The organism is Arthrobacter glycogeni, assembly GCF_054510815.1.
In genome coordinates this window covers 73,974-89,710 of the sequence record NZ_JBTNDV010000007.1, presented here as the reverse complement: position 1 = coordinate 89,710, position 15,737 = coordinate 73,974, and the positions used below count along the sequence as shown (strand labels likewise).

Below are 15,737 nucleotides of genomic sequence, written 5' to 3'. Positions count from 1 at the left end.
CGGTATGATGAGAGAGGACTTTCCCCCCAGCAGAAACGGCAGTGTTACCTCGTGAAGACCGAGCAGGATCCGCGCCTTGCCAGCACAACGGGCACCCGTACGGGTTTCAAACGGAAGGCAAAAGCCTACCTCGCTCTGACTAAGCCTCGAGTCATCGAGCTGCTGCTGGTGACCACCCTGCCCACCATGATCTTCGCCGAGGGCGGTTTGCCCGAGGTGTGGCTGATGATTTCGACAATGGTCGGCGGCGCCCTGGCCGCAGGAAGTGCCGGTTCGTTCAACTGCTACATCGACCGGGACATTGACAAGGTCATGCACCGGACCGAGAAGCGGCCACTGGTGACCGGAGAGGTCACACCGCGTGAAGCGTTGATCTTCTCCTGGGTCCTCGGCATCGCGGCCATCACCGTCCTCTGGTTTGGTGCAAATCCGTTGGCTGCAGGTCTTGGCGTTGCCGCGATTTTCTTCTACGTGGTGGTGTACACGCTGATCCTCAAGCGTCGCACCCCGCAGAACATCGTCTGGGGCGGCCTTGCAGGGTGCATGCCCGTGCTGATTGCCTGGGCAGCGGTGACCAACACCGTCGAGTGGCCCGCCGTCGTCCTCTTCCTGATCATCTTCCTGTGGACGCCCCCGCACTACTGGCCGCTGTCCATGAAATACAGCGATGACTACAACGCGGCGAAGGTCCCCATGCTGGGAGCGATCGCGGGGGCCCGCGTCGTCTCCGTCCAGGTGGTCCTCTACGCCTACGCTACGGTCGCCTGCTCGCTGCTCCTGATCCCCGTGGGTGGAGCCGGTTGGGTGTTCACTGTGGCAGCCGTCGCGGCCGGGATCTGGTTCCTGTCCGAAACGCACAAGCTCCACAACTCGGCGGTCCGTGGCACCGTCACTGACAAAGGTTCGATGAAGGTCTTCCACGGGTCGATCAGCTACCTCACCGTGATCTTCCTGGCGCTGGCCATCGACCCGTTCATCGGCGGCCCGGTCGTCTGACCGGCCGGTGCGGCACCTGTCATCGGTGGCGGCTCGACTTCCACTCCGGGTGCCCAAGTGTGGTGCTGCATCCCCTTTGAGACCGCGTAACGCGCAGGTTTGCTCAGGTTCTTGACCCCAACCCGGGTGTCGAACACCTACACGCCGCGCCCGGACGCCGTCGGGCAGCACAACCTGAGCAAACCTGCACGGCCCCACCGGGCGGCCCGGTCGTCTGACCGGCCGGTGCGGCTAGCATGATCACATGGTATTCAACGGTCTTATCGCGTACCCGGTCACTCCCTTCCACGAGAACGGTGACATCAACTTTCCCGAGCTGACCTCCCTGGTGTCCTCCCTGGCGTCGTCGGGGGTCGACACCATCGCTGTCCTGGGTTCGTCGGGGAGTTTCGCCTACCTGAGCGCCGCTGAACGCTCGAAGGTCGCTGCAACAGCCGTCGACGCCGCACGGCAGGCCGGCACCGGCGTCCCCGTGGTGGTGGGGATCAGCTCGGTCGGCACCCGGGAAGTGCTCGACGCCGCCCGCGACGCTGAGCGCGCCGGCGCTGCTGGCGTGGTGCTCTCCCCAGTCTCGTACGTGCCGTTGAACAACGATGAGGTCGCCGCGCAGACGGCTGCCGTGTGCGACGTGACGTCCCTGCCCATCTGCCTCTACAACAACCCCGGCACCACCCAGTTCCATTACGACCTCGAACTGGTCGCCGAGCTCCTCACCCTGCCCAACGTGCAGGCGTTCAAGGACACCACCGCGGACGTCACCGGTTTCCGGCAACGCTACGACCGGCTGCGGTCGCTGACCGACCAGCCCTTCAGCCACGGGCTGAGCGGTGACCTGCTGATCGCTTCGGGAGAACTGGCGGCCGACGCCTGGCACACCGGCCCCGCCGCGCTGCTCCCACTGGCGTACACCGAGTTTCGGGCGGCGGTGCTTGAAGGGGATGCGGCCCGGATCGACGAGTCACGGCGCCTCCTGCTGCCGGTGGTGCAGGCGGTCCTGCGGTTGCGGAAACTCAGCGGGCTCCACTCCCTGGCGAAGGCCTGCGGTGTGGATGCCGGCGAGCCACGGCTGCCGGTGCTGCCCGTTCCCGGCAGCGAACAACGTGATCTGGCCCGGCTGGTTGATGCGCTGGAGGTTACCGGCCGTCTCTGAGGGCCGCACGATCAGCGGTTGCCCCACCGTTGGCCTGCTCCGCTGACACCTGATCCTGACAGTTGACTGCCAGGTACAGGGCATTTGCCATCGCCGCAGTGAGAACCGACGCCCCGAGCATGTGCAGAGCCACCAACGCGACAGGCAGGTGCAGAAAGTGCTGGAGGTAGCCGATGGCGCCCTGCGTCAGGACCACCGCAGCGAGAACAAGAACCGACGTTTTCAGCCGGGGTGCGACCGGCCTGCGGTACACCAGCACCAGCGCGACGACGACGGTGAGGACCAGCAGGTAGACGGGCGCCGCATGGATCCGCGTCATCAAATCCGGGTCAAGGTTGTTTCGGGCGGCGCCGGCGTCCCCGGCATGCGGGCCCGACCCCGTCACGATGACGCCCAGCATAACGGCGATGGCCGTCAACACCGCAGCAGCGGTCAGGATCTGGCGCACCAGCCGTGACCCTGACGGCGCAGCGGTACCCGCCGCTTGCACGGTGGTGAGCCTGACCCGGTTGACGAGTACGGTCGCCAGCACAATCAGAACCATCGACACGATGAAGTGCCAGCCCACCACCCACGGGTTGAGCTGCGTCAGGACCGTAATTCCCCCGAGGATGGCCTGGGCCGGAATACCAGCGGCGAGGGCGAGGGCGAGCCGGAACAGATCCTTGCGTTCCTTCCGCGAATTCCAGAGGGACACCACCATGGCGATGGCAATGGCGGTCAGCACGAAGGTCAACAACCGATTCCCGAACTCGATGACCCCGTGGATGCCCATCTCCGGCGTATTGACGATCGACGTGGATGTGCACCGCGGCCATTCCGGGCAGCCCAACCCTGAAGCGGTCAGCCGGACGGCTCCGCCGGTTACCACAATCATGATCTGGGAAACCAGGGATGCGACCGCCAACCCGCGGACCAGCCGGGAGGTGGTGTGCGGTAGTTTCGCCGTGATGCGGCCCCTGCCGTCAGGTGCAGTTTGTGTCATGTGTGCTAACTCCATTTGAACCAGCGAATAGCGGCCAGGCTGGACAGGGTAGCCCATCCCACCAGAATGAGGAATGCCGGAAGATTGAAGACCCCATCGATCAGCGCCGACCGCAATCCGTCACCCAAGGCCGACGACGGCAGGACGTCGACGACCGGCTGAATCGATTCGGGCAGCAGGCTCCCCGGAAGGACAATCCCGCCGGCAACCGCCAGCAGAATCCATACCAGGTTGGTCACCGCGAGAGTGGCCTCGGGTCGCAGCGTCCCAGCCACGAAAAGGCCCAGAGCAGTGAACGCGGCCGCACCGATGATGAGCTGGGCAAGCCCGAACAGCATTCCGGTGGGATCGGGACGCCACCCCAGCAGGGCGGCCGCGGAACCGATCACCACCAACTGCACCGCCAGGACGACGACGACGCCGAGCGCCTTGCCGAAGATCAGGCCGGGTTTGCCTAGGGGAGTGGTGGACAGGAAGCGCAGGACCCCGTAGCGGCGGTCGAAGCCGGTGGCGATGCCCTGCCCGGTAAACGCAGTGGACATGGCGCAGAGCGCGATGATCCCTGGGGTGGCCGCGTCGATGCGGCTTCCGGCCATCCCGTCGAGGAACGGCGCGAGGGTCAGCACCACCAGGCCCAGCAGCGGCAGGGCGATGGCGAGGACCAGTTGCTCACCATTGCGCAACATGGACAGCGCCTCGTAGCGGCCCTGCAGCAGGATCCGCCGGGTCAGTGGAGCGGCAGCACTCATCGGATCTCCCGGCCGGAAATGTCGAGGAACACGTCTTCCAGGGACCGCGGTTCCATGGTGATTGAGGCGGGGAGGATTCCTGCTTCTTCCCACCATCCTGCCAGTCCTGTCAGGTCCGCTGGGGTGAAGCAGCCGGCCACCGAGTAGCGGCCCGGCTCGGTCTCGCGGAAGGTCAGGCGGGGAAACGTGTCGGCTGGCAGGGTGAGGCTGGGGGTGGCCTGGAAACGCAGGTCCCGGTAAGTGTCGCCGGCGTCGTTGGCTGTCAGGTCGGCAACGGTGCCGTGCGTCACCGTGCGTCCGGCATCGAGAATGTAGACGTAGTCGGCAAGTTTTTGGGCGTCGTCGAGCAGGTGGGTGGTCAGAATAATCGCCAGGCCCTCGGCGCGCAGCTCCCGGATCAGCTCGAAGACGATGGTGCGTGACTGGGGATCCAGGCCGGCGCTGGGTTCGTCGAGGAAGAGCACTTCGGGGTTGCCGATGAGCGCGCAGGCCAACGCGAGCCGCTGCTTCTGACCACCGGATAGCCGCCGGATGCCGGTCGTGGCGTAAGAGTTGATGCCCAGCCGGTCGGCAAGTTCGGCAACCGGACGCGGTGAACCGTACATTGCTGCAACGTGGTTGAGCAGGGCCAACGGCCGGGCCGACGGCGGCAGCCCACCTTCCTGCAACATCACGCCCACCCTGCTCCGCAGCGCAGCGCCAGCGTTGAACGGGTTCTCCCCGAGGAGTCTGACCGTCCCGCTGTTTGGACGCTGCAGACCCTGGGCGCACTCAAGGGTGGTGGTCTTGCCGGCACCGTTGGCTCCGAGGAGTGCCGTGACCTGCCCGGGGTAGGCTCGGAGGTGGACGCCGTCGAGCACCCTGACCATTTTGCCGTCAAGCGAAGAAACGGGTCCAAAGTCCTTGATGAGCGCGTTGACTTCCAGCGCGGGAGAGGGATTTGGCACCCCATGATTCTACGGCATGTAGTAGCTTCGTCTTCCCTCTGCCACGCCTCTGGGTAGCCTCACCTTACTGGAACTGGGGAACAGATTAGGACATGATTATGTTGTCTATTGTGTGAGGACAGGATTGCTGTGGACTCACCACGACCACGAATAGCTGCAGCGCAGAATCCGGAGGAGGCGACATGACCCAGGCATACCCATCCAGCGCGGTTCCGGCTGCTGTGCTTTCGGTTGATGCGTACCCGGCCGACGCCGTCCGCCCCCATGAGGTTGAAGACCGGACCCGCAGCAAGGTGCTTGCGGCGGTCCTTGAGCACGGTCCCGTCAGCGCAGCCGAACTCGGCGAGCGGCTGGGATTCACTCCCGCGGCAGTGCGGCGCCATCTCGACGCCCTCTCCCGCAAACAGCTGATTGAAGTCAAGCTCGTCGGCAACCCGTCATCGGGTGCCGGCCGGCCCGCACGCCGTTATGTTCTCAGCCAGCGCGGGCAGGCTGAGCTGGGGACCGACTACCTGTCAATCGCCAAAGCCGCTTTGACCCAACTCCAAGACGTGGCGGGGCCCGACGCTGTCGAACAGTTTGCCCGTACCAGGTTCGCTGAGATGGAATCCCGGTACCGCCCTCTGGTGGAGGCCGCTGGCCCGGATCTTGAAGACCGCGCCAAGGCGTTGGCCGCTGCATTGACTACCGACGGATTCGTTGGGTCCACCACAGTGCTGGGCCGGAACGCGCCCAACGCTGCGATGCTGGCCGTCCAACTCTGCCAGGGCCATTGCCCCGTTCAGGAGCTGGCGGCCGAATTCCCTTCGTTCTGCGACCAGGAGACCGAAGTGTTTTCCCGACTGCTCGGCGTCGATGTGCGGCGGCTGTCCACGCTCGCCCGCGGTGGCCACGTCTGCACCACCCATATTCCTGTGGGCCGGGTTACGCCGGCCCACGCCGGGGCAGACACCCCCGGAACCGAACCGATCGTATCCATCCATCAGCAAGAAAGGCCGTGATGACGGATCAAGTAGACCAAAAGAGAATGGCTGAGCCAGCCGTTCCCGAGGCAGTTATCAGCGACATCCTGGAGCGAAACCCCGAGCTCGAAGGCATCGGCAACTATGCGTTCGGTTGGTCCGACAAGAACGACGCCGGCGCCAACGCCAAGCGGGGTCTCAGCGAAGAGGTGGTTCGTGACATCTCGTCGAAGAAAGACGAGCCCGAATGGATGCTTGATCTGCGCCTGAAAGGTCTCAAATACTTCGACCGGAAGCCCATGCCCGCGTGGGGTGCCGACCTTTCCGGCATCGACTTCGACAACATCAAATACTTCGTCCGGTCCACCGAGAAGCAGGCCGGCAGCTGGGAAGAACTCCCCGAGGACATCAAGAACACGTACGAGAAGCTGGGGATCCCCGAGGCCGAGCGTAACCGCCTGGTTTCCGGCGTCGCAGCCCAGTACGAGTCCGAGGTGGTCTACCACCAGATCAACGAGGAGCTCGAACGCCAGGGTGTGATCTTCATGGACACCGACACCGCGCTGAAGGAACACCCCGAGTTCTTCGAAGAATACTTCGGCTCCATCATCCCGGTGGGCGACAACAAGTTCGCCTCACTGAACACGGCCGTCTGGTCCGGTGGTTCGTTTGTGTACGTGCCGCCCGGCGTCCACGTCGAGATCCCGCTGCAGGCCTACTTCCGCATCAACACGGAGAACATGGGCCAGTTCGAGCGGACCCTCATCATCGCCGATGAGGGCTCCTACGTGCACTACATCGAGGGCTGCACCGCCCCGATCTACACGTCCGACTCGCTGCACTCAGCCGTCGTCGAGATTGTGGTGAAGAAGGACGCCCGGGTCCGGTACACCACCATCCAGAACTGGTCGAACAACGTGTACAACCTGGTCACCAAGCGGGCCATCGCCCACGAGGGCGCCACCATGGAATGGGTTGATGGCAACATCGGCTCGAAGGTCACCATGAAGTACCCGGCCGTCTACCTGGTGGGGGAGCACGCCAAGGGCGAGACCCTGTCCATCGCCTTCGCCGGCGAGGGGCAGCACCAGGACACCGGCTCGAAAATGGTGCACATCGCGCCGAACACGAAGTCGTCGATCATCTCGAAGTCGGTGGCCCGTGGCGGTGGACGTGCCGCCTACCGCGGCCTGGTCCAGGTCCGTGAGGGCGCCACCCACTCGGCTAACACGGTGCGGTGCGACGCGCTGCTGGTCGATACAATCTCCCGGTCCGACACATACCCGTACGTCGACATCCGTGAGGACGACGTCACCATGGGCCACGAGGCAACTGTCTCGCGGGTCAGCGAAGAGCAGTTGTTCTACCTGATGTCCCGCGGCATGCCCGAGGACGAGGCCATGGCGATGATCGTGCGTGGGTTTATCGAGCCCATCGCGCGGGAGCTCCCCATGGAGTATGCGCTGGAACTGAACCGCCTGATCGAACTCCAGATGGAAGGGGCAGTAGGCTGACAATGGCTGAAGCTACCCAATTGGACGCGCCAGCGTCCGAAGAGAAGATTGCCATCGACGGTTTCACCGAGGAGGGGGAGAACCTTTCCCCGTTCAACGAGGGCACCAGCCAGCACGGCGCGAAGAAGCACAGCCACGGCGACGCCCCGGTCATCCCCGAAGCGTCCCGCGGTGAGCGGCTCAAGTCCTACAGGCTGGCCGACTTCGCGCCGCTGAACGGCCGCGAAGAGGACTGGCGGTTCACGCCGCTCAAGCGCCTCCGCGGGCTGCATGATCAGCCGCTGACCGGGCAGGGCCCCGCAGTCGAGGTCACCGGCGCCAGTAATGTCACTGTTGAGACGGTAGGCCGAGACGATGCGCGCATCGGGTCCGCCTCGATTCCCGATGACCGGGTGTCGGCAGCCGCCTGGGAAGCGTTCACCGAGGCGACAGTGGTGACCATCCCGGCGGAGATCGTTGCCGACGGCGACATCCAGATCACCGTCACCGGTGTTGACGAGGCCCCCGCCGCGCAGCACCTGATCATCACCGCCGAACGGTTCTCGAAGGCTGTTGTGGTGCTCGATCACCGCGGGAAGACCACCCTTGCGCAGAATGTCGAGATCGTCGTCGGCGACGGTGCTGAATTGACCGTCGTCAGTGTTCAGGAATGGGACGACGACGCCGTCCACACCTCAACGCAGCAGGCGAAGATTGGCCGGAACGCGAGATTCAAGCACGTTGTGGTGAGCCTTGGTGGCGACCTGGTGCGGATGACGCCGTCGTCGCTGTTCACCGGACCCGGGTCCGAGGTGGAGATGTACGGACTGTACTTCGCTGACGCCGGCCAGCACCTTGAGCAGCGGCTCCTGGTGGATCACGCGGTCCCCAACTGCAAGTCCCGCGTCACGTACAAGGGCGCGCTGCAGGGCCAGGACGCGCACACCGTGTGGGTGGGTGACGTGCTGATCCGCAAGGAAGCCGAGGGGACCGACACGTACGAGACCAACCGGAACCTGCTCCTCACCGACGGCACCCGCTCCGATTCGGTGCCGAATCTCGAAATCGAGACCGGTCTGATCGAAGGCGCCGGCCACGCCAGTGCGACCGGCCGGTTCGACGACGAGCACCTGTTCTACCTGATGGCCCGCGGCATCGACGAAAAGACTGCCCGCCGGTTGGTGGTCCGCGGTTTCCTCAACGAGGTCATCCAGCAAATCAAGGTGCCGGCGCTCGAGGAGCGGCTGACCGCCGCCGTCGAGCGCGAACTCGCGGCAGGAAACATCTGATGACCGACGCACCGAAGGGCGAGTTGGTCTGCAATGTCAACGACATCGAGGTCCGGCAGGCCCTGCGCATCCTGATCGACGACTACCCGGTAGCCGTGGTGAAGGACTCCGAAGGTGCCATCCACGCACTGGGGGACACCTGCTCCCACGCTGACATCTCCCTCTCCGAGGGTGACGTCGAGGGCTGCGTCATCGAGTGCTGGGGCCACGGCTCACAATTCGACCTGCGTAGCGGCGCCCCGCTGCAGCTGCCAGCCTACGAACCGGTCCCGGTGTTCGCCCTGGAAATTCACGGCGACGAGGTTTACGTGGACATCTCCACTGTCACCAACGGCGCGGCCGTCCCGGACCTTGGCTAGCCCTACACAACTTTCGACAACCCGGCTCGACCACAGACTGCACACCCTGCCTCGGGCAGGGCGCGAAGGAGAACCACAGATGTCCACCCTCATAATCACTGACCTCCACGTCAGCATTGAAACGGAGCAGGGGGTCAGGAAGCAGATCCTCAAAGGGGTCAGCCTGACCATCAACACCGGCGAGTCACACGCCATAATGGGACCCAACGGTTCCGGCAAGTCGACCCTCGCCTCCACGATCGCCGGTCACCCCCGGTACCTCGTGGACAGCGGAACCATCACCCTCGACGGCGAGAACGTCCTGGACATGAGCGTCGACGAGCGCGCCCGCGCTGGCTTGTTTCTAGCCATGCAGTACCCGGTCGAAATACCCGGTGTCACTATGACGAACTTCCTCCGCACCGCCAAGACAGCTCTCGACGGCAAGGCTCCGAGCCTGCGTCACTGGACCAAGGACGTCAAGGAAGCCATGACGCAGCTGCGTATTGACGCCGACTTCGCCCAGCGTAACGTCAACGAAGGCTTCTCCGGCGGCGAGAAGAAGCGCGTCGAAATTCTCCAGCTCGAGCTCTTCAAGCCCCGCTTCGCCATTCTGGATGAGACCGACTCGGGCCTCGACGTCGATGCGCTGAAGGTGGTGTCGGAGGGCGTCAACCGCGAGCACTCAAAGGGCGGCATGGGCACCCTGTTGATCACCCACTACACCCGGATCCTGCGCTACATCAAGCCGGACTTCGTGCACGTGTTCGTCGACGGCAGGATCGCCGAGCAGGGGGGCCCGGAGTTGGCAGACCGTCTCGAGGCCGAGGGTTACGATCGCTTCGGGGCTTCCGCTCCGGCTCCAGTCGACGCTCCCGCCGGCGCCTAGGAGCGTTGGCATTCGAGCTCGGTACCACTTCGAGAAGGTAGAGAACAATGAGTGAAGTGAACGCGGGACAGACCGCAATCGACGACGTCGAGGAAGCCCTCAAGGACGTAATTGACCCCGAGCTGGGGGTCAATATCGTCGACCTGGGCCTGCTGTACGGCCTGAAGTACGCCGACGACGGCGCTCTGCTGATCGACATGACGCTGACCACTGCGGCGTGCCCGCTGACCGACGTCATTGAGGAGCAGGTCGGTCAGTCGCTGGACGGCGTCGTCGACGACTGGCGCCTGAACTGGGTGTGGATGCCACCATGGGGTCCCGAGAAGATCACCGAAGATGGTCGCGACCAGATGCGGGCCCTCGGGTTCAACATCTAGGCCGGTGCACTAGCCAGGACGCCGCACTAGAGAGCGGCATCCGCAGCAGGAAACAGCAGCCGCCCCAGATATATCTGGGGCGGCTGCCGGTTTCTGCAGCGCTAGCCGATTCGCGGTGCGCCGGGTGTGTCTCCGGAGCCGGACTAATCACCCAGACCGCGGGCCGCCAAGGCTTCGCCGGTCTGGTGGGCGTAGGCGACGGCCCCTATCACCACGGGAATGACGAGAGCACGCGGGTTGCGTTCGAGCCCCCGTGCCTTCGCTGCGTCCCGCACGTCGGCCACCGAACCGACCAGGTAGGGCAGGCTCCTGACCATCAGGGCCAGTGTCAGGCCGAACCGTTCGGGGTCGGCCCCCAATCGCCGAAACGGAACAGCCAGGGCGACCAGGCCGTCCAGCAGTCGCTGGCCCTCAGTGGTCAGGGTGAGCAGGCGTGCCGCCAGTAGACAGGTGGTGATGTTCCCGATCAGTTGCAGTGCTGGCTGCGGCCCGTTCACGATCACCTGGTAGCCGCCGAGGATGACCAGCATGGGCCAGACCGGGGCCAGCGGCCGCCACAGGTGGATCGGCGGCAGCCGGGCGCCGAGGAGATAGCCGGCCACCACCACGAGCAGCGCTGCACCGGTGAGCGCTGGGGTGTTCACGAGCAGCACGCTGGTCGACAGGAGCAGGACGGCGAGGCCCTTCGTCCATAGGGGGAGCCGGTGGAGCACGGAGTCGCCGTCAACATAGGTGCCCAACAGGCTGGCATGCCCCCTCATGGACTGGTGTTCGGCAGTGGTGCGTCACGGTGGAGGCTACGGTACCTGTCGATGGCGTCCCGGGGGTCGCCGTCGAACACCAGCCGCCCGGCGTCGATCACCAGCACCCTGTCGCTGTCGCCGGCGAAGTCGAGGTCGTGGGTGGTGAAGACGACCTGCTGGTCCAGCGAGCGGAACAGGCTGCGGACCCGCCGCTCGTTCCGCAGGTCGAGGAGGGTGGTCGGCTCATCGGCCACGAGGATGTCAGGGTCGACGGCGAGCACGGTGGCCAGCGCCATCAGCTGACGTTCCCCGCCCGAGAGGTCATAGATGCTTTGATCGGCCAGCGGGGCAAGCCCGAAGCGATCGAGCACCGCCAGGGCAGCCGTCCGCCGTTCGGCCGGGTGGCGGATTTTCGCGCGGAGGGACAGCTCAACATCTTCGCGACCCGTGGGCATCACCAGTTGCGACAGGGGATCGGTGAAGACAAACCCGACGCGCTGCCTGACCGCCCGGCCGGCCTTCACCGTGTCGAGCCCTCCAACAAGGACCCGTCCGGCGGACGGCGTGATCAGCCCGTTGAGGAGCTTGAGTAGCGTCGACTTCCCTGACCCGTTGGCACCGATCACCGCAATCCTGCGCTCGGAAAGGGTGAGGGTGAGCGGCTCAAGGATCTGGCGGGGGTCTACCGGGCCCTCGACGCTGACGGCTGCACCCTCGAAAGCGATCATGGTTGGGGCCCCGTTCCCGGGCTCAGCGAGTGGATTCGGGTGCCGGTCTGGCTGGCCGCCAGCGGCCGCCGAGCAGCCGCGGGAACGCACGATGCACGCTGAGCCCGATCGCTGCCGCCGCAAGATTCTTCAGGGCGTCGCCCGGCAGGTAGATCGCGTCGGCCAGCACGGCCGTCACGAAATCCAGCTTGCCGTTGATGATCAGGCCGGCGATACCCAGGGGATGGATCACCAGCAGGCTGGTGACCATGCAGGCCGCAAACAGGGCGGCGTACCGGAACCGTCGTACCCGGGTCAGGGCCAGCCGGGCCAGGAACCCGGCGACGACGGCAGCGAGGGGGAAGGCGAGCAAGTACCCGGCGGACGGCCCAGCGAGAACCCCAACCCCGCCGGTGAACCCGCTGAAGATCGGTAGACCGGCCAAACCGACCAGAACATACAGCGCGACGGCGGCACCGCCTCGGGCGGGACCGAGCACAATGCCGGTCACCATCACGGCAAGGGTCTGGAGGGTGATGGGTACGCCGAGCGGCCCGGCGGGGATAGCAGGTAGGATTGCTAGAGCGGCCACCATGGCCGCGAAGACCGCGATCAGCGAAAGATCTGTGGCATTCCAGCGGTGCCTGGCGTGGGTGGCATCATCCCCGGCGGCCGTCGCGGGAACCTGATTCTTCAGACGCATGGTGACTCTTCCTGTTAGTTATCGACAACAGTGTGCCGTCACTTACTGAGATTAGTGCCCCCGGTTTCTATTTCTCTTGTAGGTTTCCTACAAATTTAGGTACCCAGCAACCACCCGATGATGCGGATCCGTTCCATTGAAAGGCCACGTAATTGATTACCGTTTCGAACTTAGAGCTGCGCGCGGGAGCGCGCCTGCTTATGGATGCGGTGTCATTCCGTGTTGACCGCGGGGACAAGATTGGGCTGGTGGGACGCAACGGCGCCGGTAAGACCACGCTGACCCGTGTCCTGGCTGGCGAGGGGCTCCCCGCCGGCGGCTCCGTCACCCGGAAGGGCGAGATCGGGTACCTTCCGCAGGACCCGCGGACGCCGAACATGGAGCAGCTTGCCCGGGACCGGATCCTGTCCGCCCGGAACCTCGATGTCGTCGTCACCAAGCTCCGCGCCGCCCAGGAGGACATGGCGAGCGAGAACAACTCGGTGCGGGATAAGGCCATGGCGCGCTACGACCGGATCGAGGCCGAGTTCCTCGCCCACGGCGGGTATGCTGCGGAAGCCGAGGCAGCCGCCATTTCCTCGAACCTGGCCCTGCCAGACCGCATCCTCAACCAGCCGCTGTCCACCCTCTCCGGTGGCCAGCGGCGACGCGTCGAGCTCGCACGCATCCTGTACTCCGGCGCTGAGACGATGCTCCTCGACGAGCCGACCAACCACCTCGACGCCGACTCCATCACCTGGTTGCGCGAATTCCTGAAGAATCACCAGGGCGGTCTGATCGTGATCAGTCACGATGTGGACCTGCTCGAGGCTACGGTGAACAAGGTGTTCCACCTGGACGCCAACCGCGCCACCATCGACATTTACAACATCGGCTGGAAACGGTACCTGCAGCAGCGGGAAACCGATGAGCGTGCGCGGAAGCGGGAGCGCGCGAACACCGAGAAGAAGGCCCAGGTCCTGATGGACCAGGCCAACAAGATGCGCGCCAAGGCCACCAAGGCAGTGGCCGCGCAGAACATGGCGAAGCGCGCTGAGCGGCTGCTCGGTGGTCTCGAGGCGGTCCGTGCGCAGGACCGCGTCGCCGCCCTGCGGTTCCCCGAGCCCTCACCGTGCGGCAAGACTCCGATGACCGCCGAGGGGCTCAGCAAGTCCTACGGGTCACTGGAAATCTTTACCGACGTTGACCTTGCCATCGACCGTGGATCGAAGGTAGTGATCCTTGGACTGAACGGTGCGGGGAAGACCACCCTGCTGCGGATGCTCGCCGGCGTCGACAAGCCTGACACGGGCGAAGTCATTCCCGGGCATGGCCTGAAGGTGGGCTACTACGCCCAGGAGCACGAAACCCTCGACACCGAGCGGACCGTCCTTGAGAACATGCGCTCCTCCGCGCCGGACATGAAGGACGCCGAAGTGCGCGGCGTCCTCGGGTCCTTCCTGTTCACCGGCGACGACGTCGACAAGCCCGCCGGGGTGCTCTCCGGTGGCGAGAAGACCCGTCTGGCCCTAGCAACGATCGTCGCGTCCTCAGCCAATGTGCTGCTGCTCGACGAACCAACCAACAACCTCGACCCTGCCAGCCGGGCCGAGATCCTCGGGGCGCTGCGCAACTACAGTGGCGCCGTCGTCCTCGTGAGCCACGATGAGGGGGCCGTCGAGGCGCTTAACCCTGAACGGGTGGTGCTCCTGCCGGACGGCGTCGAGGACCTGTGGAGCGACGACTACCTCGACCTGGTCACGATGGCCTAGAAGCCCCGCGCGTCGAGGTAGGCGTCTTCCTCTTCCTCGGCGGTGGGCCGCCGCCGCCTGCGGGCGGGCGCCGTCGGGACGATTCCATTGGCTTCTGCGGCTTCTTCCTCATCGGCGCGCTGCTGCTGCCGGGCGGCGTAGCCGAAGCCGACGAACAGCAAACCGCCGAAAGCGAACCATTGCATCGAGTAGGACAGGTGCGGTCCGGCGTCCAGCGACGGCCGGGGGAAGATCCGCGGCGAGGTGGCGGGTGCTGGGCTTTCGGCTGACATCAGGCCGTAGGCGCCGGTCTGCACCTCATAGTCGACAACTTCCGCGTACCGGTCGAGATTGATGGATGCGATCTGCCCCTCCGGTGCGCCGCGGTCCAGTTGCGGCTCGCCGGGCTTGATCCGGGCGGTCACCGTAACTTCGCCGGTCGGCGGCTGGGGGAACGCGTCAGGGCGCCCCGCCTCGTTGTTGCCGATGGGAAGCCACCCGCGGTTGATGATCACCGCGGACCCGTCCGCCAGCTGGAGCGGCACCAGCACCTCATAGCCGGGCCGTCCGCTGAAGGGGCGGTTGCGGACCACCAGTTGATTGGCCGTGTCATACGTGCCGGTCAGCTCGACGGGCTGCCATTCCTTGGCGGGGTCAAACGATCTGAAGTCTGCTGAGCCGGGGTCGTACGGTGGTGCTGGCTGGTCGTAGTTGGCTTCGATCCGTTCGATCGTTTCGGCGAGCTGGTCGCTGCGGTCCAGCTGCCACAGGCCCAAGGCGCTGCACGCCGCTGCCAGAAGGACGACCAGCGCCAGCCAACCCAACCAGCGGGGCGAGAAGAGAAAGCGGTACATCTAGACGGTATTCCCTGCTGCCTCAGCCGGGAGGGGAAGGGTTTCCTTCCACAGGCCTCGGGTCTGGAGATAGTCTTCCAGCCAGTCGCGGTGCTCCCCGCAGGCGACCCACACCTTCCGGCGGTCGGGGGTGTGGATTTTGGGGTTGTTCCAGAGCAGCTGCCAGCTGGCGGGCACCCTGCAGGCCTTGCGGGAGCAGACGGCGTCGGCCGGTCGGCCGGTCGGCTCAGGAGAGGCAGGGTTGAGCTGCTGCAACTGGTCGAGGAGGTTCATGCGGTGGGTAGCCCTCTGTCTTGGTTGACGCTGTCGTGATTGACGCTGTCGTGGTTGACGCTCAGATGAATGTCGTGATCTATGTCGCTACCGTGGACGACGACGTCGTCGTCGTCGTCGTCGTCGTCGTCGTTAATAATTTCGCCCTGCAGCACATCGTCGACGGGCTCCGGTGATTCCGCCGGTTTCGGCGACTCCAGCGCGGGGACCGGCACGTTATCGATCAGGGATTGGCTGTGCGGCAGATCGCTGGTGTCGGACCCGCCATTGGCGAAGATGACCGCGAAATAGGGGAGCACCACGGCGCCGGCAATCATGACCCACTGCAGCCAGCCCTCGACGAAAAACACCAGGATGATGCACACCAGCCTGATGCCCATCGAAATCGAATACTTGATCATCCGCCCGCGGATTTCATCGCTGTGCGGATTTCGTGCATCGGTAATGCTGTGTACGTCTGCGTTGTGCCGGATCTGCTTGCTCATCACACTCCAAGGGACCTCTCCATTGTGTCACTCAGTGACCTAGTTGTTAAAAGCCTGGGAGACCCCG

18 protein-coding genes are annotated in these 15,737 nt (G+C 64.9%); 9 read left to right on the top strand and 9 right to left on the bottom strand.

All coding sequences use genetic code 11. The features are described from left to right. Nucleotides 1-51: 51 nt before the first annotated feature. Both ACX80G_RS09275 and ACX80G_RS09270 read left to right on the top strand, forming a co-directional pair. Nucleotides 52-996, top strand: coding sequence for a heme o synthase (locus ACX80G_RS09275; protein WP_459307353.1), 945 nt, complete (start codon nt 52-54; stop codon nt 994-996). 244 nt (nt 997-1,240) lie between these two features. Next, complete coding sequence (locus tag ACX80G_RS09270) at nt 1,241-2,146, top strand: dihydrodipicolinate synthase family protein (RefSeq protein ID WP_459307352.1); 906 nt, start codon at nt 1,241-1,243, stop codon at nt 2,144-2,146. Here the strand turns inward: ACX80G_RS09270 and ACX80G_RS09265 are convergent. The 3 genes from ACX80G_RS09265 to ACX80G_RS09255 are packed head-to-tail and all read right to left on the bottom strand — an operon-like array spanning nt 2,130 to nt 4,827. Beyond that, nucleotides 2,130-3,131 carry a COX15/CtaA family protein gene (locus ACX80G_RS09265; protein WP_459307351.1) on the bottom strand — a complete coding sequence of 334 codons (1,002 nt, stop codon included), beginning with the start codon at nt 3,129-3,131 and terminating at the stop codon, nt 2,130-2,132. The two genes, ACX80G_RS09270 and ACX80G_RS09265, sit on opposite strands and share 17 nt — an antisense overlap. Nucleotides 3,132-3,136: 5 nt before the next feature. Beyond that, complete coding sequence (locus tag ACX80G_RS09260; RefSeq protein ID WP_459307350.1) at nt 3,137-3,880, bottom strand: ABC transporter permease; 744 nt, start codon at nt 3,878-3,880, stop codon at nt 3,137-3,139. Further along, complete coding sequence (locus ACX80G_RS09255) at nt 3,877-4,827, bottom strand: ABC transporter ATP-binding protein (RefSeq protein WP_459307349.1); 951 nt, start codon at nt 4,825-4,827, stop codon at nt 3,877-3,879. Before ACX80G_RS09255 ends, ACX80G_RS09260 begins: the two co-directional genes overlap by 4 nt. A 182-nt stretch (nt 4,828-5,009) precedes the next feature. Here ACX80G_RS09255 and ACX80G_RS09250 point away from each other — a divergent pair, with 182 nt between their 5' ends. The 6 genes from ACX80G_RS09250 to ACX80G_RS09225 all read left to right on the top strand — a co-directional run bounded on the left by ACX80G_RS09250 (nt 5,010) and on the right by ACX80G_RS09225 (nt 10,175). Beyond that, entirely contained in the window at nt 5,010-5,828 is an 819-nt protein-coding gene (locus ACX80G_RS09250) for a helix-turn-helix transcriptional regulator (protein WP_459307348.1), read from the top strand. Next, a complete protein-coding gene (gene sufB, locus ACX80G_RS09245) occupies nt 5,828-7,303 on the top strand; it encodes a Fe-S cluster assembly protein SufB (protein ID WP_459307347.1) in 1,476 nt (491 codons plus the stop codon). Before ACX80G_RS09250 ends, sufB begins: the two co-directional genes overlap by 1 nt. Nucleotides 7,304-7,305: 2 nt before the next feature. Beyond that, nucleotides 7,306-8,571 (top strand): Fe-S cluster assembly protein SufD, encoded by a 1,266-nt coding sequence (sufD, locus tag ACX80G_RS09240; RefSeq protein ID WP_459307346.1) that lies wholly within the window; start codon nt 7,306-7,308, stop codon nt 8,569-8,571. Continuing rightward, nucleotides 8,571-8,930, top strand: a complete 360-nt coding sequence (locus ACX80G_RS09235) for a non-heme iron oxygenase ferredoxin subunit (protein WP_459307345.1) — start codon at nt 8,571-8,573, stop codon at nt 8,928-8,930. Before sufD ends, ACX80G_RS09235 begins: the two co-directional genes overlap by 1 nt. A gap of 79 nt (nt 8,931-9,009) precedes the next feature. After that, the gene (gene sufC, locus ACX80G_RS09230; protein WP_459307344.1) at nt 9,010-9,798 is read left to right on the top strand and encodes a Fe-S cluster assembly ATPase SufC; all 789 of its coding nucleotides are present in this window, start codon (nt 9,010-9,012) and stop codon (nt 9,796-9,798) included. Between the two features lie 47 nt (nt 9,799-9,845). Further along, entirely contained in the window at nt 9,846-10,175 is a 330-nt protein-coding gene (locus ACX80G_RS09225) for a metal-sulfur cluster assembly factor (protein WP_196841456.1), read from the top strand. A 143-nt stretch (nt 10,176-10,318) separates the two neighbouring features. Here the strand turns inward: ACX80G_RS09225 and ACX80G_RS09220 are convergent, their stop codons facing one another. The 3 genes from ACX80G_RS09220 to ACX80G_RS09210 are packed head-to-tail and all read right to left on the bottom strand — an operon-like array spanning nt 10,319 to nt 12,328. Next, nucleotides 10,319-10,936, bottom strand: coding sequence for an energy-coupling factor transporter transmembrane component T family protein (locus tag ACX80G_RS09220; RefSeq protein ID WP_459307343.1), 618 nt, complete (start codon nt 10,934-10,936; stop codon nt 10,319-10,321). Beyond that, nucleotides 10,933-11,646 carry an energy-coupling factor ABC transporter ATP-binding protein gene (locus ACX80G_RS09215; RefSeq protein WP_459307342.1) on the bottom strand — a complete coding sequence of 238 codons (714 nt, stop codon included), beginning with the start codon at nt 11,644-11,646 and terminating at the stop codon, nt 10,933-10,935. The genes ACX80G_RS09220 and ACX80G_RS09215 overlap by 4 nt, the downstream gene beginning before the upstream one ends. 22 nt (nt 11,647-11,668) lie before the next feature. Next, a complete protein-coding gene (locus tag ACX80G_RS09210) occupies nt 11,669-12,328 on the bottom strand; it encodes a biotin transporter BioY (RefSeq protein WP_459307341.1) in 660 nt (219 codons plus the stop codon). A 152-nt stretch (nt 12,329-12,480) separates the two neighbouring features. Between ACX80G_RS09210 and ACX80G_RS09205 the strand changes: the two genes are divergently transcribed. Further along, nucleotides 12,481-14,079: an ABC-F family ATP-binding cassette domain-containing protein gene (locus ACX80G_RS09205; RefSeq protein ID WP_116777768.1), complete on the top strand. Its 1,599-nt coding sequence runs from the start codon at nt 12,481-12,483 to the stop codon at nt 14,077-14,079. Here ACX80G_RS09205 and ACX80G_RS09200 read toward each other — a convergent pair. The 3 genes from ACX80G_RS09200 to ACX80G_RS09190 are packed head-to-tail and all read right to left on the bottom strand — an operon-like array spanning nt 14,076 to nt 15,670. Next, a complete protein-coding gene (locus tag ACX80G_RS09200; protein WP_459307340.1) occupies nt 14,076-14,912 on the bottom strand; it encodes an SURF1 family cytochrome oxidase biogenesis protein in 837 nt (278 codons plus the stop codon). The two genes, ACX80G_RS09205 and ACX80G_RS09200, sit on opposite strands and share 4 nt — an antisense overlap. Next, a complete protein-coding gene (locus tag ACX80G_RS09195; RefSeq protein ID WP_459307339.1) occupies nt 14,913-15,185 on the bottom strand; it encodes a hypothetical protein in 273 nt (90 codons plus the stop codon). Then, entirely contained in the window at nt 15,182-15,670 is a 489-nt protein-coding gene (locus ACX80G_RS09190) for a DUF3099 domain-containing protein (RefSeq protein ID WP_459307338.1), read from the bottom strand. Before ACX80G_RS09190 ends, ACX80G_RS09195 begins: the two co-directional genes overlap by 4 nt. Nucleotides 15,671-15,737: the final 67 nt, after the last annotated feature.